Below are 25,474 nucleotides of genomic sequence, written 5' to 3' on the forward strand. Positions count from 1 at the left end.
TTATGGCTAATGCAATTATTAACGTAACCAATTTACGACTGCGTACTTTTATTGGCTTTAACCAAGAAGAGCGCGAGAAAAAGCAGGATGTAGTGATTAACTTAGAAGTTCATTACCCTGCACACGACGCCTGTAAAACCGATGAAGTAGATCAAGCACTAAACTACAAAGTAATTACCAAAGAAGTAATCACTTTAGTAGAACAAGGCGACTTTTTATTACTCGAAAAACTGGTTGCTGAAATTCTTGCTGTTTGTCATTCACACCCAAGTGTTCATTATGCTAAGGCTCGCGTAGATAAACCGCATGCATTACGCTTTGCCGATTCTGTGTCTTTGACGTTAGATTGGGCTAAATAATACGTGTGGATCAATTGATTTAGAATAAATAAGAAAGCTTAAATAAGCTTTTCGACACCTAAGGTAAGGGCGATAACGGCTAAGTAGCGTGCCCCCTTACCTAGTGTTACCAACAATAAAAACGTACTAAAACGCACTTTAAATATTCCCCCTATTACGGTAAGCGGATCGCCAACTATAGGTAGCCAGGCAAATAATAAACTATATACACCGTATTTATTAAACTGCTTTTGTGCTTTTTCAAGCCCCTGCTCTGACACTGGAAACCAGCTTTTATCTTTAAAGCGCAGTACTTGAGTACCCAACCAGTAATTAACGCAGCTCCCTAATACATTGCCCAAAGTGGCAGCTAGCCATAACAACAATAAATTTACTTTACCTTGGGTCATCATAGCTACCATTACCACCTCTGACGAGCTGGGCAATAAAGTAGCCGATATAAAAGCGCTAAAAAATAGCGTGAGATAAAGCATAGTATCCTTAACAATAGGAAGTAAATAAAAAATAAACCCAGCAAAAGCTGGGTTTAAAATACGCTATTAACAAACCGACATTGCTATTTTATCAAATTTAAACTTAACGGGTAGTCAAACTCTTTACCATCATTGGCTTTAACCGCGGCAATAATCACCATTACAAACGAAAATATAGCGACTATTGGCAGTAAAATTACACCAATAACAACAAACATTAAAAGAAAACACACAAAGTAAGCAATCATCATAGTGATTTGAAAGTTGAGTGCTTTTTTGCCATGAACATCAACAATCGGCATGTCATCTTTTTTTATTAACCACACAATTAACGGCCCAATTACAGAGCCTAATGGCACAATAAATCCAGACAAGGCACTTAAATGACAAAGCATTGCCCATGTGCGGTCATCTTTTTTGACGGGTTCCAGCTGTTGCTCATCATGCATAACGCTATCCTTATATTTACTATTTTTGCGTGAGTGTAAGTGTGTATCTCATAACTATAACTCAGTTTATAAACTTATTTAGCTAACTTAGTAATAAATTAATGCATCACTTTTAAATGATGCCTTTAGCTTATTACTCAATGGTTGTACTTTGCTTACTCTTTAATACCCATTAAATCGAGCATAAATGTATAGTTTAGCGCGGTATCTTCTAAGCGCTTAAAGCGCCCTGATGCACCGCCATGCCCTGCTTCCATATCAATTTTAAACAGTAACTTATTGTCATCTGTTTTATAGTCACGCAGCTTAGCAACCCACTTTGCTGGCTCAAAATACTGTACTTGCGAGTCGTGCAGACCCGTAGTTACTAGCATATTAGGATACGCTTGCTTAGACACTTGATCGTACGGCGAGTAAGATAGCATGTACTCATAGTATTCTTTTTCATTTGGGTTTCCCCATTCACCATATTCGTTAGTTGTTAGTGGAATACTTTCATCAAGCATGGTTGTAACCACATCCACAAAAGGTACTGCGGCAACCATACCTTTGTAAAGTTCAGGAGCTTGGTTTGCTACAGCGCCCATTAATAAGCCACCAGCGCTACCGCCTTGGGCAAATATTTTGTCTTTAGCGCCATACTTTTGCTCTACCAGTGCTTTTGTCACATCTATAAAGTCATTAAACGTATTCTTTTTAGTAAGTAATTTACCATCGTCATACCAAGGACGGCCTAACATTTGCGAGCCTCGAACATGGGCAATAGCAAACACAAAACCACGATCAAGCAAACTTAAACGCGCACTTGAAAAAGTTGGATCCATAGTGGCGCCATACGAGCCATAACCATATTGTAGCAATGGGTTCGTCGCATCTTTTTTAAATTTATCTTTACGGTAAACTAAGCTCACGGGTACTTTTACACCATCGCGGGCGTTAATAAATATACGTTCAGATGCGTAATTATCAACATTAAAGTTGCCTAGCACGGCTTGTTGTTTTAAAAGCGTTTTATCCGTTGTTTTTAGGTTTATATCGTAAGATGAACCCGGCGTGGTCATACTCGTGTAGTAAACACGTAACTTATCGCTGTTTATATCGTTATTACCATAAGCACTAATAGTGTAGGCACTGTCGTTAAAAGATAATAACTGCTCTTGATTGGTGCTTAAATTGCGCACTATTTGTCGCGATTGTCCCATTTCGCGCTGTTGGTAAACCAAATAGTCATTAAATAACTCTATCCCCTCTAGCTTTATATCATCACGTGCTGGGATCAGCGTTTGCCAGTTTGCTTGATCATGGGCTTTATTAATAGCGACTTTCATTAGCTGAAAATTAACCGCATTTAAATTAGTGACAATATAATAACTCTCACCTAATTTAGAAATACTATACTCAAGATTCGCTTGGCGTTTAATTAAGCGTTGAGGCATTGCTTTAACGTTATTTGCGCTAAGCACCGACATACCTGATGCAGTGCTACTACTGTGCCAAATATAAATTTCAGTACCGTCTTTGCTTTTACTTAACCCTGTGTAATAGCTTGAGTCTGTTTCTTCGTAAACTAGTTCGTCATTGGCCTGCGGCGTACCTAAAGTATGGCGATAAACCTGGTAGCCTAACAAAGTCTGTAAGTCTTTTTTAATGTAATACAATGTTTTGTTATCGTTTGCCCAAACAAGATTGCCACTTGTGCCTTCAAGCGTATCTTCGAGTAGCCTCCCGGTGCTTAAATCTTTAATTTTAACGGTATAAATACGTCTACTGAGAGTATCTTCACCGTAAGCCATTAAGTTACCGTTTGGACTCACATCTAAACCACTTACAGCATAATAGTCATGAGCCTTAGCAAGTTCATTTATATCTAAAATAACCTGTTGGTTAGTTCCTGAAAAGTCACTGCTACGCACATAAGTAGTGTACTCGTTATTGCCACGAGTTTGCGACGAGTAATAATAATCACCTTTTTTTACCGGTACTGAATCGTCATCTTTTTGAATACGCCCTTTAAGCTCGGCAAAAAGTTTAGCTTGCTGCGCTTGAGTATGAGCGAGCATGGTATTTGTATAGCTATTTTCAGCCTCAAGGTAACTAATAACATCGGCTGCTTTGCGTTCATCGTCACGCAGCCAATAGTAATTATCAATGCGGGTATCGCCATGAATAGTCATGGCGTGCGGTACTTTTTTAGCTATAGGTGCAACAACTTGAGGTAACTGCTCTGCTGTAGTACTTATAACGTTTGTTTGGACTGCTTCGGGCGCCTGATTGCAGCCACTTAAAATAGCTAAAGATGATATAGCTAGAACACAAGGGGTATGTCTCATAAGATAAAGCCTTTATTTTAGTGAAGCTAAATAAAAAGGGAGCCGAAGCTCCCTCTAAGTAACAATTAAGTTATAAGCTTACTTTTGCTTACGACGACGCATAAATGCAAGCGGCGCAGTAAATAATAACCAAGCTAATGAACCCGAAGATTTTTTCTCTGGCTCTGGTGTTACAACAACCGGTGGTACTACTTTAGTAATACTAACCGTAACCATTGCAGGCTCTGATACATTACCACGTGTATCAATTGCCACTACTTGTATCTGGGCTGAAGAATCACCTGTCAGTAAAGCGGTGTTAGTAACAACAACTTGACCATCGGCATCAACACCCAAACCTTGGTGAGTATTTGACTGAACAAAGTACTCTGAAATAGCTAAATCAAATTCAGACTCTGTAACTGTTAAAGCACCTACTACGGTACCGTTTGCTGCATCTTCAGAAACAGTAAACTCACCACCAACAAGCGCTGGCGCTGAAACATCTGGAACCTCTAAATCAGCAGCTGTCATTACTTTAACAACATCTAAGCCTGAAGCCTGTGTTAGCGCAAATGGACCACTTGCTGTAACAACTGCTTTCTCACCTGGTTTAAGTGTTGTAACTGCTTCACCTGTTTCGAGCGAGGTAAACGCTACTTGAGGTTGCATACCAAATACGGTTGAACCTGTAACACTATCAGTTTCTGTAAATACACCACTTTGATATGCAGCATAACCCACAGATGCTTTAAAGTTCATCTGCTCGCCTAGTAATGCCCCATCTATATTAAGTAGTTCAGAACAACCCGAGAAGGTAATGGTGTCCTCTCCCGCTGAATGATATAGCGGAGTTACCCACATGAGTGAATCATTACCTGCGCCATCTGTCTCACCTATTACTGTACGGCTACGTCCAGGGAACGCTGTATCACGGCCGCGGTCATTATAGTTTTGCATGACGTGGTCATACACACCGTCATTATCGGTATCAACTTCCAACCTATAACCCGCTTGGAAGGTATGCGTTAGTGGGTCACGTAGTTGAATCGATGAAGTAACAAATATGCCTGAATCACATCCGTCTAAAGCAAACGCTGAGAAAGTAGTTGCTAGAATATTAAATTCAGCTTCTGCAAATGTTTTCTCAACACCCACAGCAACAATGCTTTCTGCTTGTGGCATAATTTCAGTTAGGCCACTATTTGTAACAACAAGAGCCATTTCACTATCGATGATTTGCGATGAAACGCTTAGCTCAGTAGCTGCTTTAGGCATTGCATGATAAACAAGGTGTAAATCATGGTCAGTATCTGTGCTGGCATCATCAAACACCAAAGCACCATCAAACTCTACTGAGGTTAATGCTGCACTTCTTGCTGCAATATCCTCTGCGCTAAATGGGTTATTTAAATTCCACTCTGGTAACTTAGCTGGATCAACGGTTAATATTACGTCAAAATTAATAGCTTGGCCTGCAGGAACAGTAATAGATGCAGGGAAATCCCAACTAATAGCCGCAGTATCTATATCGCTCTGGTAACGCGCTTCTGTACGTAAGTTATAAGTTTTAGCGTCAGCTGAGAAGTTCTTAACTGTTACCGTTTTAGTTAACGATGCAGTTTCTGTCATGCTTTCTAAGCCAAATGAAAGCGCTGCTTGCTTGGTATTAAACTTAGCGTTATTTACCCATGCAGCAACCGGTAAATTAACCGCTTTAGCTACATCAACTAAACCTGCGCCAATCATACTAATAGGTGCTAATTCTGAAGCAGGATTAATTGCTAACGGCTCGTTTGTTACATTTAAATTAGCCGCATTCATTATTGTTGCTTTAATTTCAAAGGCATTACGATCTGGATGTGCTTCACGAATCATCGCAACAGCACCAGCAGTAATTGGACCTGAAAAAGATGTACCTGAAACTGGGTTAGTACCAGTTTGAGTACCTGCTGCTGCAACATCAATACTAGTACCTGGTGCAGTAATTTCTGGTTTTAATAAACCATCCATTGAAGGACCACGAGATGAGAACGTAGCTACAGCGCCAGATGTAGTTTTAATGTCAATGCTAATATCAAATGTTGCCGGACCACCTGCTGCTAACTGTGCTTTTAAAGCCGCACCTGCAGCAAAATTAATGCCTACGTTTTTAATTGTTACAGCAGCATCAAAACCACCCATAGGAGCTGGTGTACCATCATCAGTATTGTTTGCAATCATCACAAACTCTGCACCATTTATTTGTGCGTTTAATACTTTGTCGGTAAATGCACAAGCACCACGGTCTATTAATACAGCTTTACCGGTAAAATCAACATCGGCCCCAAATGCAACACAGCCATCTTGATTGGTATCTGGATAAACTAACTCAATATCTGCGCCTGTTATTGTATAAGCTTCTTGAGGACCAAAACCTGATGGCTGAATATCACCTTCAACACCAGCAATAGTGCCTGTAGCAACACCTATTTCAGTTGTAGGGTGTGTCATTGCACCTACAGATAAGGCATTAGGTGTAGTACTTGGGCCGCCTATACGGAATGGGTTATCACCATCGTTACCCGCAGAAATAACCATATTAACGCCTAATTCAACAGCACGCTGAATTAAGTATTGTGTACCGCCGCCAGTATATGTGTCGCCAAACTCGCCACCAAGAGACATATTCATTACATCTACACGGTCAGAAATATCACCATCGCCATTAGGATCCATTGCGGCTTCTAGTGCTGCAGCCTGTGCGGCACTTGGACAACCGCCACCACATACAGAGTAAACATAAAGTTCAACGTCTGGCGCAATACCATTTACTGAGTTTGAAGATGAAGTACCATGGTTTGTTGGAGCCCCTGTTGCTGGAGAATTAGCAGGATCGTTCTCTATCGGATCAGCGTCTTCATTAATAAAGTCGTAACCACCTTTAACAACACCTTGAGGCCAAGCCACTGTAGTAGGATCGGCTTGCGCCGCTAAATATGCTTCAACTGTACCTGCCCCACCAAATGCTTGGTGAGTGTAATCAATACCTGTATCTAATACCGCAACACGCTGACCTTTACCGCTTGCAATACCGTCTACAATAAGTGGTTTTGCATTAATATAGTCAGAGCTTGCTGCAACATGCAGTTCGCTATCGAACATAGGTAATACTTTTGCTACTCGTGAATCTTTAGCAATTTTAGCAAGTGCTTCAGCTGAAGCTTGAACGATTAACGTAGGTGCTAATATTTTGGTTTTACCAATTATTTTCGCATCAAAATCTAAGCTATTTAACTCAAGAGTCATAGTGTCTTGAAGTTGCTCTATATTAGCTGTAATTTCACGATTATTTGATTGCTGGTAAGTACCTGCAACATAGGCGTCTACTGATGTTGTAGCGCGTAATACAATCATATGTGCCGATGGTTCTTTTTTATCTGCAACTTGTTCTTTTACTGCTTCAGCTTTTTGATAAGTAATATTAGCCGTAGGTAAGTTACTTGCACTTGCAAGTGTTGCAATAAATGCGCTTGAGACAGCAGTGGCAATTGCTGTTTTCTTTATTATATTTTTAGACATCATTTCCCCTAGGATAGGTTATGTATTATTGTATTTACTATATTCAACCATGGGCTTAAATATAAAACTTAAACCCATACGTGAGCAACACCTTAGTTACATTTAAGTTACAAGCAACGCATAAAAACAGAGAAAACACTAGCAACAAACTGATTCCAAAGGGAAAAGAAAGAAATTAAGTTTGTGAATGATTGTAAACAACCAACACTTATTTTGAGATGTAAATGGATAACGAAGTAATTAATATTTTAAGCATGGCCAAAGTGATTCAAACCGCGGTTGCTCCCGTCTTTTTAATTACAGGTATTGCTGCCACTTTAGGGGTTTTATCAAACCGTTTAGCGCGTATAACAGATAGAGCTCGTTTGCTTGAACGCAGGTTAAAAGTAAGCACTGATGATGACTTTAATCTGTCGTTAACCACCGAGCTAAGAGCGCTGCTAAAGCGCTCTCGTTGTATACACCTTGCATTTAGCTTGAGTGTGTTAAGTGCATTGTTGGTTTGTGCGGTTGTTATGTTATTATTTTTATCGCATATTCAATCAGTTAACTTAGGCGTAACGATAGGTAGCTGTTTTGTAGCTGCTATGGCTTTGCTTATATTTGCTTTTATGTCGCTACTTTGCGAAGTGTTTTTAGCCACTCGCAGTATGCGCCGTGGCATGATATTCGCCGACGTCGATATTAACGATTAAGCCTCAAGCAAACCAAACTATCGCTTTCACTTGAATAAAAGTGGCAGCTAAGATACAAAGATAGAATTAGAAACTTTTACTAGGGATAAGTTTAATGAAATTGAAGCAAGTATTTATCGGGGCATTATTATCAACATGCGCACTTAGCGTATCAGCAAATTCTGCATTTAAAGAGCCAAGCGACGCTATTGAATATCGTCAAGCTGCATTTTCTATGCTCTCAGTACAAATTAGTGACATGGGCGCTATGCTTAAAGGCAAAATTCCTTTTGATGCAGATAAATTTAAAGCACGTGCAAATAACGCAGCTGCACTGGCAAAAATGCCATGGGAAGCGTTTTACGAAGGTACTGATAAGGGTGATACTGCTGCACTTGCCGCTGTTTGGGCTGAAAACGACACTTTTATGAAAAAAGCAACTGCATTTCAGCAATACGCAGATGAACTTGCTGTAGCTGCACAGTCTGGCGATAAAGCTGTTATTGGTAAAGCGTTTGGCGCATGGGCCAAAGGCTGTAAAGATTGCCACACGCAATTTAAAGACTAAGTTTTTAAATAATAAAGGCGCCTATTTAATTCATAATCGGATTTAAATAGGCGCCTTTTTATTTTTAACCCAAGTTAAGTAAATAACTAAGTGGCTCACTGCCCCAAGTTGTCATAAGCACTACAAGCAATATTAAAAATACGACCCAAGCTAACCAAGGTGCTTTTGTAAGTATTGCTGGCTTTTCATTTGGCTGTTGTTTCCTTCCGGTGATCATCGCTTTCACTAAAGGCTTGCCTTTAATCTTATAAATTACAATTGCTAAAACATGCAAACCTATCGCATAAAGTAAAATATCAAAGTTTAAACTATGTAACCAATTAGCAAAATCAACTGTACTGCTCGACACGTACTGCGCTAAAGGCCCATCAGTTAAAATACCATCACTACTCATTAAGCCACTAACAAGCTGAGTAATAATAAGTATAAAAAACAACAACACCATATAACTACCTGGCGCAGAATGCCCAAGCGGAGTTTTATTAGTTTTAAGTGAGGTTATTACCGCTTGCGGGGAGTGTATTAACGCGCTTAACTTAGCTGTTTTACTGCCTATAATCCCCCATATTAATCGCGTTAAAATAAGTGCTAAGGTAAAAAAGCCAGCAATAAAGTGCAGTTCAATCATACCTTCTTCAATACTAAAATAGAGCACAGCAATACTAAACACTAATAACCAGTGAAAGCTTCTGACAAAGCCATCCCATACTTTTACTTTAAACATTAGTTATCTCGCTAATTAAGTTATTGTTTCATTATTTCAAACTTTGTTTAGATTTGCATTAAACCTATTATTTAAAGCATGCTTTATGGCACACTTAAGCAATTAATTTTACTGGCTAATATTTCTGCAAATGAACAGACCATCGCGTGCAATTTTAAAAGGTTTTGTTGACATGTTACCGCTTTGTTTGGCGGTGATCCCTTGGGGAATACTCTGTGGCTCACTGGCTATTCAAAATGGTTTTACTGCCCTTGAAACTCAAGCGATGTCTTTATTAGTGTTTGCGGGCTCTGCGCAGCTTGTCGCTATTGAGTTAATTGCGGGAAATACGCCACTACTCACCATTTTGTTTACTACCTTTATAATTAGCTCTCGGCATTTTTTATATGGCTTAGCGGTACGTCATAAAGTAATTGATCAACCTTTGCGCTGGCGTCTACCTGTAAGCTTTGTATTGACCGATGAGTTGTTTGCATTTTCGCACCACCCTAAAGCCTATCGTACAAAAATACGTTTAATTTACGCACTTAGCGCCGGTTTTAGCTTTTATATTGCATGGAATTTATGGACATTTATAGGCATTGTTGCTGGTACTATGCTCCCCGATTTAACCCATTTGGGCCTCGACTTTGCTATAGCCGCTACATTTATAGCTTTAGTTATTCCGGGTGTTAAAAGCCTCGCCTCACTCGTTACAGTTATAGTCGCAGGCATTAGCGCTACACTGTTTAAAAGTACCGGATTTGAGTTATGGCTGGTGAGCTCTGCATTACTGGCCATGAGCGCAGGATACTTTACAGCAAGAATAACTGCCAAAAAGGAGCGCAACTTATGATGACCACTATTTTACTAATGGCCTGTATTACCTTTTTTACCCGTTACTTATTTTTGCACCGCGCTTTACCCTTTAAAGTTGGGCCTAAAATGCAACAATTTTTAAGTTTTAGTGCACCAGCGGTACTTACGGCTATTTGGGTACCTATTGTATTTTTAAACGATGATGGCATTAATTTAAATTGGCAAAACCCTTATTTAAGTGCGGCTATAGTAGCTATTATTGTGGCTTATAAAACCCATAATATTTACTACACTACGATTGCGGGTATGGGATTATTTTTAATTTTAAATTAAAAAATAGTCTTAATATATACAACAACCATATTAAGCAATGTACTTAAAAGAGTAAATTGAGCATCAACAAAGATAAGGTAAAGCATAAATAATGCACAAGTTTCATCAGTTAAGCGCCACCAGTTTGCAAGGTAACACCATTAATTTTAGCGAGTTTGCTGGTAAAGTCGTGCTTATTGTAAACACGGCAAGCAAGTGTGGTTTTACCTACCAGTACGAGTCACTACAGGCTTTGCATAATAAATATGCTAGCCAAGGCTTAGTAATTTTAGGATTTCCGTGTAATCAGTTTAATCAGCAAGAACCCGGAGATGCACAGCAGATAGAGCAAGGATGTTTAATAAACTACGGGGTTAATTTTTTAATGGCCGCTAAAGTAGAGGTAAACGGAGAGCATGCTCATCCGGTATTTCGTTATTTGAAATCGACACAACCAGGCTTTTTAACTCGCAAAATAAAGTGGAACTTTACTAAGTTTTTAATCGCAGCAGACGGCTCACCAATTAAACGCTATGCACCCTTTACCAAGCCAGAAAAGCTAGAGCTCACCATTCAAAAAGCACTGCAACAAAGCAATAAGTAACGCCGCTTAAAAGTAATAAAGAGGCACACAGCCTCTTTATTGCCAATCTAATCAAAATTTAAACATACATAAAAGCGTACATTTAGAGTCTAATTCACATTGGTACTTTAGTTATACTAGCGCAATTTAATCGGTGTAATCGCTTAAATCGTCTTCGCCTAGGTTTTTACGCAAGCGCTTTTGCTCAAGGTAGTCTTCCAACTTTTTCTTAACCTTTTGCTTGTTCTTATCGTGCTGATTACGCCCGAGCATTTCGTACTCGTCTTCAACAAAATCGTCATCTAGCGCATCGTAACTAAATGTCTTACCCACAACCCACTCCATAAAGTGTTTGAGACCAACCAAGGATTTTATAATCGCAATAATTGGTAAAATTAAAATGTTCGACACATAAAGTGCAATGCAGTTTAGCGCCAAAATAAAGCCATGTAGCTATCTTAAATAGCCTCCATGTCAATACTGTGAATAAATAGCGCTAAATTCGCTTTATGGAAAGTGAGAGTTTTTTATCGTATCGATAAATAAAATTAATTACTGCTCTAGCTTTAGCCAATTTGACTAAAAAATAGTTTTTTTATAATAAACCTTTGCTATAGATAATACTAAAAATAAAACCAACCTATTGTTTAATATAATAAAAAAATATTGGCACTAAACTTGTTATTACTTATTTATCATCAATAAAAAACTGAGAATAAATATGAAAAAATTACTATTAATGAGCACTTTAATATGTGCACCTGCCGTTGTGGCACATAATGATAACGATTCAACAGTGTCATTTAATAATGAGCAATGTAATGTAGAATTTAAAAATGATGTACGTATTAAGCCTGACGAACTAGAGATTTTTACCGCCAATAAGCAAACTATGCAATTTAATACCAATGGCAATTTAACCATTAATGGTGAATCGGTAGCGCTTAATCATTCCCAGCAAAAGGCGCTAACTCAATATTCAGATAGTTTACGCACGCAATTACCCGAAGTAGCAAATATAGCCTTAGAAGGCGTTAAAATTGCAGGTGTTGCACTGCAAGAAGTTGCTAATGCTTTTAATATTGATGGCCTCGATAATATCTCATCGTTAATGGACGACATTAAACTTGAAGTACAAAATACTTTTTATCAACAAGATACCTTTGTTATGGGCCAGCAAAGCTTTAACCAATTTGGTGAAAACTTTGAGCAGCAGTTTGAACAACAAATAGAGACCGCTGTTGAGTCTGCTGTAATGCAATCTATGGGGAGTATTTTAGTTGCTTTAGGTTCTGAATTACTTGGCTCAGGAGGCGACATGCAAGCCTTTGAACAACGTATGGAAAATATGGGTACGCAAATAGAAGAAAAAGTAGAGCAGCATGCCGATGCGCTCGAAAAACGTGCCAATGCCTTATGCGAAAATTTTGCCAATATAGCTAAACAAGAAGAACAGCTAGTAGTACAAGTACCTGAACTTAAAGGTTACCAATTATTTAGCTTTAAACAAAACTAGTTTACAAACTTCACTTAGGTAATTATTTAACATCCCTTTGCAGCCGTTACGCTTAACTTAACGGCTGTTTTTTATTGTGCCGAAAAACTTGTTACAAGCTGTTGATCCCCTTTAAATTAGGCTACTTTTTTGCTAGTAAGGTAAGTTTACCTAGTGTGACAATTGCTTGCTCTATTTGCTCACTCCACTGCACACCATAGCTTAGCCTTATACAGCTTTTGTATTTATTTGAAGCTGAAAATATCAACCCTGGAGTAATGCTTATACCTACCTCAAGCGCTAACGAAAATAGCTTTTGGCTATCATACTCGCAGCCTAAGTCTAACCAAATAACACAGCCACCTTGTGGATCGCTGATCCGTGTACCTTTTGGCATGGCTTGCTGTAAGCAACGTCGCATATGCTCTTTATTCGTACGTAAACGCTGCCTAAGTACTTTTAAATTACGATCGTATTCACCGCTAAAAACAAATTCTGATAACGTCCATTGATTAATTAGTGAGGTAGAACAACTCAATGCTCTTTTATAACGCCTAGCTTGCCCTGCAAATTTCCCCGCAATAAGCCAACCAACACGATAACTAGGGGCAGCCGTTTTAGAAAAAGACGAACAACTTAGCACCAAGCCTTTTTTGGAATACGCTATAGCAGGTGTACCTCGTTTGGGTGTAAAGTATAGGTCGCCATATACGTCATCTTCAATGAGCACTACGTTATGGCTTTCAACTAGTTCCACCAGCTGTTCTCGATTTTTATCTGGCATAAAACTACCAACCGGATTACTAATAGCCGTAGAAAATAAGCACGCTTTAATATCGTGCTCATTAAGCGCCTGCGCTAAATCGTTTAGCCAAATACCATTATCTGGGCATAAAGGTATTTCAAGTGCTTTAAGGCCTAAACTTTCTATTAACTCTATAATTCCGTGATAGCAAGGGCTCTCTATGGCCACTACATCACCGGGCTTAGTTACGCATTTGAGTGCAATTGCCAGTGCTTCTTGCGCACCATTAGTGATCACCATTTCATCCATATTAATGCCAATGCCAAAGTCTAAATAGCGATGAATAAGTTGCTTTTTTAACGGTGCATAACCATCCAGTGGCCCGTAATTAATAGCGTTACTACCGGCAAGCGTCATTACTCGGCGCATATTTCTGGCTAAGGCTTTATCGGTTGGTGCTGCAGCAACCGGGTTAGCGACTCCAAAAGGCACCACATGGGCCTGATGAATGGCTGTGTATACCTGCTCAATCAGCGCCTGCTTGTTTACAATCACGGGCTCGCGGCTCAGCTTAACCCGTTTTGGTAAGCTGCTTGCCATGTTAACGGCTTTTAAAAAGTAGCCTGACTTTTCGCGTGCCTCTATAACCCCTTGATCCTCTAGCGCTTGATAGGCCTGCTTTACCGTAGGAATACTTATATTAAGGTTGCTAGCCATTTTACGTAAAGACGGCAGTTTTTCTGAGGGCAATAAAGCCTGTTGAGCACTCATATCCCTGATCAGTTGAATAACTTGCTGGTACAAAAACTCATGACCTTGATGGCTAACCGCTTTTAAAATCATTACACCCTCAATCTGTATAGGTTACATATTCCATTTTCTGTATATGGTAAGTATACAGATAAGCTTTAAAATAGCAGCTTAATCGACTTTGGAGAGCAGTATTGAAAAGTGCAGCGCTATATATAACAACTGTTTTAATTTGGGGCTCAACCTGGTTGGCCATAGAGTTTCAGCTAGGCGATATTGCTGTTGAACTATCGCTATTTTATCGTTTTGCAATCGCGGCATTATTAATGTGGTTATATGTGGCATACAAAAAACCTAAAATGCGATTTAATTTAGTCGATCATGGTTTTTTCGTATTATTGGCCCTGTTTAACTTTGGCCTAAATTACTTAATGCTTTACTGGGCACAAAATCACCTTAGCTCTGCAATGACCTCGATTGCTTTTTCAATGCTATTAGTAATGAATATAGTTAATACCCGATTATTTTTTGGCAAACCTATTTCAAAACGAATTTATACCGGTGCTGTACTTGCCATTTTAGGTATCACCAGCTTGTTTTGGCCACAATTACAGCAACTCAACTTGAGTAACAGTGCATTCGTCGGGTTACTACTTGCTCTTGGAGGCACCTTTGTGGCTTCATTAGGAAACATGGTAAGTGTACGTAATTCACGCAAACAAATTGGTGTGTTACAAGGTAATGCTTGGGGCATGTTATACAGTGCCATTGGCTTAGCCTTATATGTATTTATAAGCGACGTGCAATTTAATTTCACTGCACCTACTAGCTATTGGCTGTCGTTATTGTACTTATCTATTTTTGGCACTGTAATCGCCTTTGCTTGTTACTTTGCACTGTTAAAAAATATTGGCCCCGAAAAAGCCAGCTATGTCATCGTACTGTTTCCTTTAGTTGCGGTAACACTAAGCAGCTTTTATGAAGGCTTTGAATGGCATGCAAATACCTTTGCAGGGTTTAGCTTAGTACTACTTGGTAACGCCATAGTGCTTACCCCAACAAAACGAATTAATGCCTTTTTAGCAAACAGAGCGGTTGCTAGAAGAGGCTCTGTCCCCAGTTAGACGCGTTATTAACGCAACTAACGCAAAAGCGCCTACTGTAAAGTAGGCGCTTTTTTATTGGTTAATATAAAAACAGCTGCCAAGTGTTCGTTATAACTCCTAGTAATACTAACTTTATTAAAAACACCATTTTGCTAAAAAGCTAAGTAATTCACCCATGCAATGCAAATATAAAGTGCATTACACCAACTTTTTTTAGAACTTTACTGGAATTTTTTTAACGCTCATAAAGTTAATTTTATAAACACTAATTAAACAGCATAAAAAATCATTTAATTAAAATAATTTAATCTGAATAAATAACCAAAAAAGAATGCTTTTATCGCATTAAAAATAAAAACAAACACAGAGACCCCATAACAAAAGGGATTTAAAAACTAACGGCGTGAATAAAAATGCAAAAACACCCAAACCCACCAAGTGGACGGCAGGTTAATAAAATCCTTTCGGATTAAAATAACTAATGCTTCGGGCTCAATTTTTATCGCTTTATTTTTAAACAATTAAGAGGCAGAATGCCCCCGTTTTCACCAACCACAACTCGGAGTTAAGTAATGAACCCAATTAACACATTAAATGAAACAGCTGCTACTCACATTGCCGTTAAACCAACAAATCGTAAAGCTAAAATGTTAGCAAAGCTTAATCGCTTCGGTAAAAGACTCGCTCTTGGTAGCACAGCTCAATATAAATAGTCACACAACCATGACTATTTATACGGTGCAGCAAGCACCCAACCACTAAATAAAGCTTCTTATTTAGCTCCCACTGCTTGCTGCAACCTATTTAATTTTACTAAAATTGTCTTTATTTCCCCTTATTTACAAAAAAAACCTCATTTTAGCCTAAATTTTAAGCAAACAGTCTTTTTGCTATTTACACATGCGTATGACCTAAGTATTATTCTGCGTCACGGAGAGATGGCAGAGTGGTCGAATGCACCGGTCTTGAAAACCGGCATAGGTTTGTAGCCTATCTAGGGTTCAAATCCCTATCTCTCCACCACATTTATATTGGTGGCTTTAATTTTTACTTCCATCAATAAAAAAACGGTTATGCGTTGGAGAGGTGTCCGAGTGGCCGAAGGAGCTCCCCTGCTAAGGGAGTATAGAGTTTGTAGCTCTATCGAGGGTTCGAATCCCTCCCTCTCCACCATACTTAATTTAAACCACTTAGTTGTGGTTTTTTTGTGCCTAAAATTTATAAAACTAAACAAATTGTACCAAACTATAACTTAGGGCATGATTAACTTAACTTTAAGCCAATTTAGGTTTAACTATGATCCGGGTTATATTGCTATCAATTTGCTTAACCGCGCCAACCTTTAGCTTGGCAGAAAACATTACTGTTTATAAATGCGTTATTAAAGGTGTTCCTACATTTAGCCAGCTGCCCTGTGCTCTAGATGCACAAGCCATTACGCTAAAAAATGTTAATGTAACCACAGCCTATAGCAATACAACTGCTAGCAGTAAAATTACAGATACTTCTGTTGATGATTACTTAAAAACGCAGCAAATTAATCGTGATATAAAACGCTACCAACTGGCTATTAAACAATATCAGCAGCAATACACAGAAAAAAAACAGCAAATTGATTACATGACGCAAGATAAAGCCAATCGTTTAGGGGCCTCCTCTATTGCCAATGCGATTGCAACTAAAACATCAGCTCTTAAACAGTCATACGATGCTTTAATTGGGCAAGCACAGCAACAAATAGAGGCGTTAAATCAGCAAAAAGAACAACTTAGTCAACAACCTTAATCGCTTTTTTTATAACCGCTATAAACTTATGTATTGCGTCGGCGCTGTTATATATATGCGGTGAAACTCGTATACCAAGCTTTCTGGCATCCACACTAATCCCTGCACTATTAAGCTCATTCAATACATGTTGTTGCTGCATGTTAAAGTTTAAAATAGCAGTACCACTGCATTGATGCTGCAGCGTGGGCGACACAACATATTTACCCAACTGTTGCTGAATAAGCGCAAGCATTGCTAAATTATGCGACCTAACTTTATCAATTCCCAATGCGGCAAAATAGGCAATACTATTGGCTGCAATAATATAAGGTACAACTGAGGGAGTACCGCCCCAAAATTTAAGCGCTCCCTTGTTATAAATAAAATGATTTATATCAAACTCAAAGGGATTTTGATGAGAAAACCAGCCAACATCTTTAGGCTCACAAACAGCTATTTGCTGTGGGTTAACCCATAAGTAAGCAGCACCAGGGCCGCCACATAGCCATTTAACGCTAGAGCCAATCATAAAGTCAGCATTTAAGGCGGTTAAATCAAGCGGTATCACCCCTGCAGATTGCGCAACGTCAATGATTGATAAGCTATTCGTTTTTTTACTCAAAGCAACAATATCGTGTACAGGGGCTTGTACCCCTGTATTTGAATATACGTGACTGATAAAAACTAAATCTATGTTATCCGTTAAATAACGCTGCCAAACGGTAATATCGGTTAAGTTTTCATGTTCAGGAATAAATGTTATTTGCGCGCATTTTGGCAAAGCTTTTTGCATCGCAAAGCCCATACTTGGAAAGTCGCTTTGCGTCATTAATACTTTGCAATTTTTTTGCTGTAATCGCGGATGCGACATTAACAATTTGGTTAAGCCGCTGGATAAGTTAACTTGTGGACAAAATTGCTCGCTAGGCGCATTAAATAACTGCCCTAATGCGGTATTAAATTGCTCGACTGCAGGTAACCATTGCTGCCAGGGTTCTTTATTTGACGATTCCCACGGCGAAAAATAATGAGCCGCTAAATGCTGCTGACTATTTTTCAGTGGACGCCCTACTGAGTGGCTTAATAAATAACAGCCTTCGGCCATACAAAAATCGTGTTGATTCATCTTATTTAATCCACTGTTTTAGCAAGTTTATATCGTCGTAACGTGTTTTTATATCGTCGCGTTTAGCGCTGGCACGTTTATCACGGAGTTTTTCTAACGAATCGAGCAAAACATGTAATGGTGGGCCACTGGCTGTTACTTTACTCATATGTTGCTGTTGCATTTGCTTTGACGGTTGCGCAATAAATTTTTCAACCAATTGATTATGATGACCGATTGCAGTGTCACCATGTAATTTACACACCTGAATAAATAGCTTTGCGTGGTATTTAAACCAGTCATTGTCTTTATATTGCTGCGCCTGTAAAAAGTCATCCATAAAGCTTTGCATGCGCATTGCTTCGCGCAATATTTGCTGATCTTCTGGCATCATATATAAAAACTTATCCACCAGCATTTGTGAATAACTTGGCTCGTTGGCACTACACAGCCCAAGTAGCATATCGATAACGTTTATGCCGGCAAAATCTCCCGCATTAGCACCTCTGTATATCTCATTGCCTACTCGATGCGGTTTATAATAAGGGCGCACACAATTAAAAAAGCGCTCTGTGTCTAACTGGGTATAAAGTGCATTATTCGATTCAATTACATCTATTAACGCTTGTTTTGCTACTTTTAATAGCTCGGCACAGGTGGGGTGCGAAATACCTAATGGTAATATTTTTAATAATGCATCGCTGGCGCGTTTATATGCCAAAATACCTTGGGTGTTGTAATCAATAAATAGTTTTTCGTCGGGTAAATTAGTAAAACGTTTATACGTGCCATTTAGCGCTTTATTGTGCGTGGTTAAATGGGCAGTCGCAAAGCGTGGCGTTACTCCAATAGAGGCACCTATATGCATTGCTAGTGCCGACGCTTCTACCAATGGCGATGTGGTCTCACGGCTTGGCTCGGTAATTTCATGACGACGACACGCCGCCATAAAAAGCCCTACATTACCGAGCAAATCAAACGCACTATCAAAACCTTCATCGGTATTTCCCTCCGCTAATAAATTACTTATTAATGCGTTACCTTCATCTTTTAATTGCTGTTTTAAAGGCTCTCCCAACCCCTCTACATTGGCTTTATCATCTTGTTGCCAGTAAAGTTGCTCAAGCTCGCTGTTTATCTGTGGGAAGGCGCTTCTTATCCATCGATCAAAAATGGCTGTATGGGTGCTCATTATTGTTTCCTGTTATTATAGTTATCACTAAATGCTAACAGAGTTTAATGAGGGTAAAACGCTAAAAAAATTAGTAATTATCAACATCATTAGCAATAATCACTACAAATATAAAAATAATTAATAAGAATCTATATATGCTCGATAAAAAAGATCAGCAATTGCTCATTGCCTTACAAGCCAACGCCAGAATGTCTGTTGCAGATCTTGCCAGTCATATTAGCCTCTCAGATACGCCCTGCCTTAGACGAATTAAAAAGCTAGAACAAGCTAGTATTATTACCGGCTACCACGCTGCTATTAACCCCAAGGCACTTAAACTAAACGTTTTGGTGTATGCATTTGTACGTTTAAATCAAAATTCGGCCAGTGCTGCCCGGCAATTTGAGCAACACGTAGAAAAGCTCACTCATGTGCTAGAGTGTTCGGTAATATCGGGAAGTTACGACTATTTACTAAAAATAATTGCGCATGATTTAGAAAGCTATGAGCAGTTTGTTAAGCATCAACTAGGGAGCTTAAGCTGTATCGCTAATATAGAATCAACCGTGGTGTTAAAGCAGTCTTTTAGCAAAAAACAATTACCATTATAAAAAATACCGCAAATAACTTACTGTTAGCTATACTGATATTTTAAATTGGGAATATTACTTGTACAGGGATTTATGTGAAAAATTTTAACTCCAAGTATTACTCTAGTGTTTTTTACATTATTTTTTCTTTAGCCTATTTTTTTGTAGGAGTAATACTTACCAAGCTAACCTTTGACTCGCAAATTATTCCGGTTTGGTTACCTGCTGGTATAGCCTTAGTTGGCTGCTTTGTGTGGTGGTGGCGATTTATTCCTGCGCTATTTTTAGCGGCTCTCGCATTTAATTTAAATTTTTTTGCTAATACAACTCATGAAATGGTATTGGTAGGAAATTCATTAAACGAGGCTATGTATATTGCCTTTGGGGTGGTATTGCAGGCCATGGTTGGGGCCGCAATATTAAAGTTTTGGTTAGGCCACCCTCTGCGCCTTAAAAAGCGCCAAAACATTATTTATTTTATTGTAGTTGTAGGTGTTTTAGTCAGTTTAATTTCGGCTAATTTTGGCGTGTTTGCACTAAGCCAATTTAATGCAATGTACAGTGCAGATAATCACTGGAAAAACACAACTTACTGGTGGTTAGGTGATATTTTAGGGGTGTTAATTGCCACTCCATTTTTACTTTCGTTATTACCAGAGAAGTCTGATAACTATAATATTTCGGTGCTACCGACACTTTCGGTATGTTGCATTTTATTTGTATCAGTAGCGGCCACCACACAATTATACGATAGTGAAAGCCGTATTAATGCGATAAAAATTGCTGAGCGCGAAGTGCAAGTGATAGAAAACAGCCTGTACCGCTATACTAATCGCAGCATTATTGCAGTGCAAAGTTTAGCTAGCCAAGTTCAGTCATCGCCAACATTAAGCCAGCAAGACTTTAATCAATATGCCAACACCCTACTTGCTAAGCACTCATTTATAAAAGCTTTATCATGGAATGTAAAAATCCCATCTCATCAACGCCAAGCATTCTCTAAAGAAATTTCAAGCATTTATAACTTAAATTATGATGTTATTGGTGAACCTTTAGAGCCAAACGATCCACTCGTTATTGTAAAATATATAGCACCGTTTAATAGCAACCAAAAAGCAATTGGGTTTAATGTATATTCAAACCCAGATCGCAAAGCATCCTTACTCAACCCCGCAATAAAGTATCAGCCAGTGGGAACTAAAATAATTCAACTCGTACAAATTGAGCACTCTGATGCTGCTTACTTATTATTTGCGCCTGTATATTCTCAATCCAATGAAAAAGAAACTATTAAAGGCTATGCCACAGGCGTATTTTTAGTCCCTCAAATTATTAAGCAGGCCATTACTGAGCAGCAGTCTAAAATGTTTTCGATTGCTATTTATGAAGATATAAACAAACCCGCATTTTACAGTAACTCAAACAATCTTAATGTTGCACAAGGCAGTAAGCTAATATCGTTTAATGTCGATTTTGGCGGGCAACAATGGATCGTAAAACTGGCACTTAAAGATGCCTTTTTAGCTCAACATAATAATCAACTCACCTTACTGCTGCTGATACTTCAAGTAGTTGTATGCTCATTAATTTTATTGATTTTACTACTGTTTAATCAGCAGCAAATTGCACTTACTCGCCAAGTAGCAGAGCGTACTTATTCGTTAGCACAAGCAAAAAAGCAATCTGATTTGGCTAACCGGGCTAAGAGTCAATTTTTAGCTAATATGAGCCATGAAATACGCACGCCACTAAATGCTGTTATTGGCTTTTCTTCGCTTGCCCGTAAAGAAGACGACGCCAATACCCTAATTGATTATTTAGATAAAATAAATTCGTCATCTAAAAGCTTATTAAATTTGATAAACGATATTCTCGATATATCTAAAATTGAATCAAAACGGCTAGTGCTTGAACGTATTCCATTTGATTTAACCGCACTTATTCAGCGCATTAATACTATGTTTGAACAAAGTGCTGCAAGCAAAGCAATTGTGTGGAAAATAAATAGCAACATCCCTAAAGACACTTGGTTTGTTGGCGATCCAATGCGATTAGAGCAAATAATGCTTAATTTATGCAGTAACGCTATTAAATTTACTAACGCTGGCAGTGTTACTTTAAATGTAGATACGCAACTTATTGCGCCCAATAAAGCACAGCTAACAATTGCCGTTATTGATACCGGAATAGGTATAAAAGCAACTCAACATGAAAAGTTATTTAATGCATTTACTCAAGCCGATAACTCTACTTCTCGGCAGTTTGGTGGCACCGGCCTTGGGTTAGCCATAGCCAAAGAGCTTAGTGTATTAATGAATGCAAATATAGCGCTACATAGCGAGCTTGATAAAGGCTCTACTTTTACGTTTACATTAGAAATAGAGACGGTTAAAGCGCAAGAACCTCTTATAAAACCTACAGATAATACTAATATAGCCGCTTTAAAAATTTTAGTGGCCGAAGATAACCCGGTTAATCAAATGGTTATAAAAGCCATGCTTGGCTCACTAAAAATTGTGCCACAGGTTGTTGAAAATGGTGAGCTTGCAGTTAATATTATAAAAAAACAGCATTTTGACCTCGTGCTTATGGATTGCCAAATGCCAGTAATGGATGGCTATAGAGCAACGGCACTGATCAGGCAATTTAAAACGGCTGAGGAACTGCCAATTGTTGCCTTAACTGCCGACGTTATGCCCGAAGACAAAGCACACGCTCAGGCGGTTGGTTTTAATCAACACCTTGCAAAACCGCTTGAACTAATTAAGCTAACCGAGTGTCTTGCTCAATATGCAGTGGTTTATGAACAATAATAGTGTGTTTTTAAAAATATTTTTAACTTGTATGCTTAGCTTTTTGCCTCACTTAGCTGTCGCTGAAAATTGTATTACGCAGGCAAGCGATTTTGAATTTATTAAAAAGAGTAAACAGCAAGGCCTATTACGCTATACAAAGGATCACCACCAAGCGTATTTTGATTACCAAGCGCGTGCCCCATTTAATAGCTACCTCAATCATGCGTATCAGTATATTAGTGTAGCTAATCCTCGCGCTGCTATGCCATGCCCTGTATTTACTCAAACGTATCAGCAACTAGTTACTCAAGGCAGTCGTAAGCCTAACCCCACTATTGCCGACATTATTGCTCCTTTTGAGTTAAAACATTCACAAAGTAAAAAAGCGGTATTACTCGTGCACGGCCTTACCGACTCTCCTTTTACCTATCACGATTTAGCCCAAGTGTATTATCAGCAAGGTTATACCGTACGCACTATTTTGTTACCCGGCCACGGCAGTGCTGCTAGTGCGTTACAAGATGTAGACCTACAGCAATGGCAACAAGCTGTGCGTTACGCTATAGAGCGCACAACACAAGACTTTGATGAGGTTATTTTAGGGGGCTACTCTACGGGGGCCGCACTACTTATAGACTATGCAATCACGCAAGCGCTTTCATCAAAAATAACGGCGCTTATGTTATTTTCACCGGGCTCCGAGCCGCATAATAAACAAGGTTGGATAGCCAAGTGGCTTGATTTAATCCCATTTTTAAATTGGATAGATAAAGACGCCGATGTTGATTTTGCTAAGTATGAGTCGTTTCCACTCAATGCTGCAGCAGCCTCATATGATGCAATGTCATTGGTTAGCATTAAACACTTAAGTAAGCGCCCTGCTTTGGCATTGCCTGTATTTAGCGTAATAAGCGATATTGACGCGACAATTGATAGCCATGCCACCCTTAAATTATTAAATGCACTACATAATACTAATTTAAGTCGCTATAAAAAACTCGATACCCTAGTGCTTTATGGTAGCAGCACTATTTTACCCCCAAATTTTGCAGCAGATTACAGAGTATTAAATCCGCAGTGTGCCAGCGAAGCATGTCTAAAAATCCATGGTATATCGCATATTGCCATTGTTAACTCACCACAAAATCCGCATTATGGTATTAGTGCCTCTTATCGTAATTGCGGCAGTTTTATTGGCGGCGAAAAGTTATATAAAACCTGTAAAACCACAAAAAGCCCGCAACTTGGAGAACGTACAGCTGCTAACTTAAAGCAATATCCCACCTTACAACGATTAACCTATAACCCCTTTTTTCCTGAGCTTAAAAAACAAATAAGCACCTTTATAAAAAACGTAGAACACGCACAAGGTAAGTAGTAATGGCGACATTTTCGCATCAATGGTTTAGTAGTATTAATCAAATAGAGCGAGCGCATTGGCAACGTTTGTTTGGCGACGAGCCATTTACCCAACATGCTTTTTTATACGCATTAGAGCAAAGTCAGTGTGTTAATCAACAAAGTGGTTGGCAGCCTTATCACTTAGCTATTTTTGAGGGCGAAAATATTATTGCGCTGGCACCTGGCTATTTAAAAAGCCACTCTTACGGTGAATATGTGTTTGATTGGGCCTGGGCAGAAGCATACGAGAAACATGGCTTAGAGTACTACCCTAAATGGTTATGCGGTGTGCCATTTTGCCCCATTGAAGGTAGCCGTATTGCTATAGAGCACAGCAATCCTAGTTTAGTGTATAAATACATTACAGAGTTACTAAACCTGCACAGCAAAGAGCAAGGCTGGTCTGGTTGGCACGTTAATTTTTGCAACTTAGCCCAAGCCACACACCTCACTGAGCAACACGCTATGCTTAGAGTGGGTGTGCAATTTCAGTGGTTTAATAAAGGCTTTACATGCTTTGACGATTTTTTAAATACGCTTAATTCACGTAAGCGTAAATCACTAAAAAAAGAACGCAGCAAAATAACCCAACAAAACATTACTATTGAATGGCTGCAAGGGATGCAAATTACGCCTGAAATTATGCAGCTATTTTGCGAATTTTATCAACGTACTTATTTAAAACGCTCTGGCCACTTAGGCTATTTAAATATGCCCTTTTTTAAGCTTTTACATGCGCTAATGGCCGACAAGCTAGTCATTATGCTAGCCAAAAAAGAAGACGCTATTATTGCCGCAACCCTTAGCCTAATAGGAGCAGATACACTGTATGGGCGGTATTGGGGGGCAAGCGAAGAGGTAGATTCTCTGCACTTTGAACTATGCTATTACCAAGGGATTGAGTTTGCAATAAAGCATAACCTCAGCTGTTTTCATTCAGGGGCACAAGGTGAGCATAAAATAGCACGCGGTTTTGCCCCTGTATTAACCTACTCAGCTCACCATATAATTGATAATAACTTTAGCAACGCAATTAGCGATTACTTAAAACGTGAACGCCAGCATATTAATATTTATAAAGATCAATGCAGCGCATTACTGCCGTTTAAAAATCAGTAACTGATTATTAGCAGGCATGGCTATATCACTTATTAACGTTAGCCCTGCTTGCTTTGCTAATAGCTCAACTGCTGCAAAATCTCTAATACCGCTAAGTGGGTCGCGCTCTATTAAAAAGCGATTAAAGTCGTTATTACTTTGGCTAGTAAACTCGCCTTTATATTTAAATGGCCCGTAAATACATACTATGCCTTGGTCATTTAAATGCTGTTTTACACCCGCAAAAAAATGCTCTACAAGTTGCCAGCTTACAATATGAAAAGTATTAGCCGTGTAAATAGCATCCACTTTATCTATTGGCCACGCATTGTTTAAGTCAAGTTCAAGGGGAGCATGTAAATTGGTTAAATTAACATCGCGGTGCCATAAATTAATACCTTCATGATTAATCGCTCTGTCGCTGCTATACCATTGTAAATGCGGCAACTGCTGAGCAAAGTACACGCTGTGCTGACCTGTACCTGAGCCTATTTCGAGCACCGTTTTGGCATTCGCTAACACAGGTTTTAACTGCGCTAAAATAGGCTGTTTATTATTTTCACACGCTTGTGAGAATGGCTTGATCATTTTTACTCTCAAGGTTAAAGACTGATGCGCAACAGTAAAACAAATTTAGC

At 38.9% G+C, this 25,474-nt stretch carries 24 protein-coding genes and 2 tRNA genes; 16 read left to right on the top strand and 10 right to left on the bottom strand.

The genetic code is table 11. From position 1 onward, the window contains the following. Positions 1-2 precede the first annotated feature (2 nt). Positions 3-359 carry a dihydroneopterin triphosphate 2'-epimerase gene (gene folX / locus AAEZ22_RS10055; protein WP_352297140.1) on the top strand — a complete coding sequence of 119 codons (357 nt, stop codon included), beginning with the start codon at positions 3-5 and terminating at the stop codon, positions 357-359. Between the two features lie 38 nt (positions 360-397). On the opposite strand, the gene AAEZ22_RS10060 is transcribed toward folX, so the two are convergent. From AAEZ22_RS10060 to AAEZ22_RS10075, 4 genes are all read right to left on the bottom strand, one after another. Continuing rightward, the gene (locus AAEZ22_RS10060; RefSeq protein WP_089367541.1) at positions 398-832 is read right to left on the bottom strand and encodes a YqaA family protein; all 435 of its coding nucleotides are present in this window, start codon (positions 830-832) and stop codon (positions 398-400) included. Positions 833-915: 83 nt separating this feature from the next. After that, positions 916-1,281 carry a DUF4870 domain-containing protein gene (locus tag AAEZ22_RS10065; protein ID WP_011326797.1) on the bottom strand — a complete coding sequence of 122 codons (366 nt, stop codon included), beginning with the start codon at positions 1,279-1,281 and terminating at the stop codon, positions 916-918. Positions 1,282-1,436: 155 nt separating this feature from the next. Beyond that, positions 1,437-3,611, bottom strand: coding sequence for a S9 family peptidase (locus AAEZ22_RS10070; protein ID WP_352297143.1), 2,175 nt, complete (start codon positions 3,609-3,611; stop codon positions 1,437-1,439). 78 nt (positions 3,612-3,689) lie between these two features. Further along, positions 3,690-7,151 carry a S8 family serine peptidase gene (locus AAEZ22_RS10075; protein ID WP_352297146.1) on the bottom strand — a complete coding sequence of 1,154 codons (3,462 nt, stop codon included), beginning with the start codon at positions 7,149-7,151 and terminating at the stop codon, positions 3,690-3,692. A gap of 224 nt (positions 7,152-7,375) precedes the next feature. Between AAEZ22_RS10075 and AAEZ22_RS10080 the strand changes: the two genes are divergently transcribed. Together AAEZ22_RS10080 and AAEZ22_RS10085 are read left to right on the top strand one after the other, a co-directional pair. Beyond that, positions 7,376-7,846, top strand: coding sequence for a DUF2721 domain-containing protein (locus AAEZ22_RS10080; protein ID WP_011326794.1), 471 nt, complete (start codon positions 7,376-7,378; stop codon positions 7,844-7,846). Between the two features lie 94 nt (positions 7,847-7,940). Next, positions 7,941-8,393 carry a c-type cytochrome gene (locus AAEZ22_RS10085; RefSeq protein ID WP_011326793.1) on the top strand — a complete coding sequence of 151 codons (453 nt, stop codon included), beginning with the start codon at positions 7,941-7,943 and terminating at the stop codon, positions 8,391-8,393. A gap of 64 nt (positions 8,394-8,457) precedes the next feature. On the opposite strand, the gene AAEZ22_RS10090 is transcribed toward AAEZ22_RS10085, so the two are convergent. Continuing rightward, positions 8,458-9,117, bottom strand: a complete 660-nt coding sequence (locus AAEZ22_RS10090) for a cytochrome b/b6 domain-containing protein (protein ID WP_352297149.1) — start codon at positions 9,115-9,117, stop codon at positions 8,458-8,460. A gap of 130 nt (positions 9,118-9,247) precedes the next feature. Here AAEZ22_RS10090 and AAEZ22_RS10095 point away from each other — a divergent pair, with 130 nt between their 5' ends. From AAEZ22_RS10095 to AAEZ22_RS10105, 3 genes are all read left to right on the top strand, one after another. Then, positions 9,248-9,952: an AzlC family ABC transporter permease gene (locus tag AAEZ22_RS10095; protein WP_041454307.1), complete on the top strand. Its 705-nt coding sequence runs from the start codon at positions 9,248-9,250 to the stop codon at positions 9,950-9,952. Beyond that, on the top strand, positions 9,949-10,248 hold the full coding sequence (locus tag AAEZ22_RS10100; protein ID WP_041454306.1) for an AzlD domain-containing protein: 300 nt from the start codon (positions 9,949-9,951) through the stop codon (positions 10,246-10,248). Before AAEZ22_RS10095 ends, AAEZ22_RS10100 begins: the two co-directional genes overlap by 4 nt. Before the next feature lie 91 nt (positions 10,249-10,339). Further along, on the top strand, positions 10,340-10,831 hold the full coding sequence (locus AAEZ22_RS10105) for a glutathione peroxidase (RefSeq protein ID WP_011326789.1): 492 nt from the start codon (positions 10,340-10,342) through the stop codon (positions 10,829-10,831). 126 nt (positions 10,832-10,957) lie between these two features. Here AAEZ22_RS10105 and AAEZ22_RS10110 read toward each other — a convergent pair whose 3' ends face one another. Then, on the bottom strand, positions 10,958-11,143 hold the full coding sequence (locus AAEZ22_RS10110) for a PA3496 family putative envelope integrity protein (RefSeq protein ID WP_007579801.1): 186 nt from the start codon (positions 11,141-11,143) through the stop codon (positions 10,958-10,960). A 388-nt stretch (positions 11,144-11,531) separates the two neighbouring features. Between AAEZ22_RS10110 and AAEZ22_RS10115 the strand changes: the two genes are divergently transcribed. Then, complete coding sequence (locus AAEZ22_RS10115; RefSeq protein WP_089367535.1) at positions 11,532-12,326, top strand: YggN family protein; 795 nt, start codon at positions 11,532-11,534, stop codon at positions 12,324-12,326. A gap of 121 nt (positions 12,327-12,447) precedes the next feature. Here AAEZ22_RS10115 and AAEZ22_RS10120 read toward each other — a convergent pair whose 3' ends face one another. Then, positions 12,448-13,893, bottom strand: a complete 1,446-nt coding sequence (locus AAEZ22_RS10120; RefSeq protein ID WP_218910953.1) for an aminotransferase-like domain-containing protein — start codon at positions 13,891-13,893, stop codon at positions 12,448-12,450. A gap of 101 nt (positions 13,894-13,994) precedes the next feature. Here AAEZ22_RS10120 and AAEZ22_RS10125 point away from each other — a divergent pair, with 101 nt between their 5' ends. From AAEZ22_RS10125 to AAEZ22_RS10145, 5 genes are all read left to right on the top strand, one after another. Next, positions 13,995-14,924 carry a DMT family transporter gene (locus tag AAEZ22_RS10125; protein ID WP_193038732.1) on the top strand — a complete coding sequence of 310 codons (930 nt, stop codon included), beginning with the start codon at positions 13,995-13,997 and terminating at the stop codon, positions 14,922-14,924. Positions 14,925-15,478: 554 nt separating this feature from the next. Beyond that, positions 15,479-15,619 carry a hypothetical protein gene (locus tag AAEZ22_RS10130; protein ID WP_167376929.1) on the top strand — a complete coding sequence of 47 codons (141 nt, stop codon included), beginning with the start codon at positions 15,479-15,481 and terminating at the stop codon, positions 15,617-15,619. Between the two features lie 219 nt (positions 15,620-15,838). Beyond that, positions 15,839-15,929 (top strand) — tRNA-Ser (locus AAEZ22_RS10135). Positions 15,930-15,986: 57 nt separating this feature from the next. Continuing rightward, positions 15,987-16,079 (top strand) — tRNA-Ser (locus AAEZ22_RS10140). 123 nt (positions 16,080-16,202) lie between these two features. Further along, positions 16,203-16,691, top strand: coding sequence for an RNA-binding protein (locus AAEZ22_RS10145; RefSeq protein WP_352297153.1), 489 nt, complete (start codon positions 16,203-16,205; stop codon positions 16,689-16,691). On the opposite strand, the gene AAEZ22_RS10150 is transcribed toward AAEZ22_RS10145, so the two are convergent. Together AAEZ22_RS10150 and AAEZ22_RS10155 are read right to left on the bottom strand one after the other, a co-directional pair. After that, complete coding sequence (locus tag AAEZ22_RS10150) at positions 16,675-17,799, bottom strand: aminotransferase class V-fold PLP-dependent enzyme (protein ID WP_182684256.1); 1,125 nt, start codon at positions 17,797-17,799, stop codon at positions 16,675-16,677. The genes AAEZ22_RS10145 and AAEZ22_RS10150 overlap by 17 nt on opposite strands. A gap of 1 nt (position 17,800) precedes the next feature. Further along, positions 17,801-18,970, bottom strand: coding sequence for a PrnB family protein (locus tag AAEZ22_RS10155; protein ID WP_011326782.1), 1,170 nt, complete (start codon positions 18,968-18,970; stop codon positions 17,801-17,803). Positions 18,971-19,107: 137 nt separating this feature from the next. Between AAEZ22_RS10155 and AAEZ22_RS10160 the strand changes: the two genes are divergently transcribed. From AAEZ22_RS10160 to AAEZ22_RS10175, 4 genes are all read left to right on the top strand, one after another. Continuing rightward, positions 19,108-19,563 (top strand): Lrp/AsnC family transcriptional regulator, encoded by a 456-nt coding sequence (locus AAEZ22_RS10160; RefSeq protein WP_011326781.1) that lies wholly within the window; start codon positions 19,108-19,110, stop codon positions 19,561-19,563. A 74-nt stretch (positions 19,564-19,637) separates the two neighbouring features. After that, complete coding sequence (locus AAEZ22_RS10165; RefSeq protein WP_352297157.1) at positions 19,638-22,355, top strand: ATP-binding protein; 2,718 nt, start codon at positions 19,638-19,640, stop codon at positions 22,353-22,355. Continuing rightward, positions 22,345-23,715, top strand: coding sequence for a lipase Lip1 (lip1, locus tag AAEZ22_RS10170; RefSeq protein WP_352297160.1), 1,371 nt, complete (start codon positions 22,345-22,347; stop codon positions 23,713-23,715). Before AAEZ22_RS10165 ends, lip1 begins: the two co-directional genes overlap by 11 nt. A gap of 2 nt (positions 23,716-23,717) precedes the next feature. Continuing rightward, the gene (locus AAEZ22_RS10175; protein WP_352297163.1) at positions 23,718-24,857 is read left to right on the top strand and encodes a GNAT family N-acetyltransferase; all 1,140 of its coding nucleotides are present in this window, start codon (positions 23,718-23,720) and stop codon (positions 24,855-24,857) included. On the opposite strand, the gene AAEZ22_RS10180 is transcribed toward AAEZ22_RS10175, so the two are convergent. After that, positions 24,834-25,424, bottom strand: coding sequence for a DUF938 domain-containing protein (locus AAEZ22_RS10180; RefSeq protein ID WP_352297166.1), 591 nt, complete (start codon positions 25,422-25,424; stop codon positions 24,834-24,836). The genes AAEZ22_RS10175 and AAEZ22_RS10180 overlap by 24 nt on opposite strands. Positions 25,425-25,474 lie beyond the last annotated feature (50 nt).

The organism is Pseudoalteromonas sp. 20-MNA-CIBAN-0454, from assembly GCF_040308685.1.
GTDB lineage: Bacteria > Pseudomonadota > Gammaproteobacteria > Enterobacterales > Alteromonadaceae > Pseudoalteromonas > Pseudoalteromonas nigrifaciens.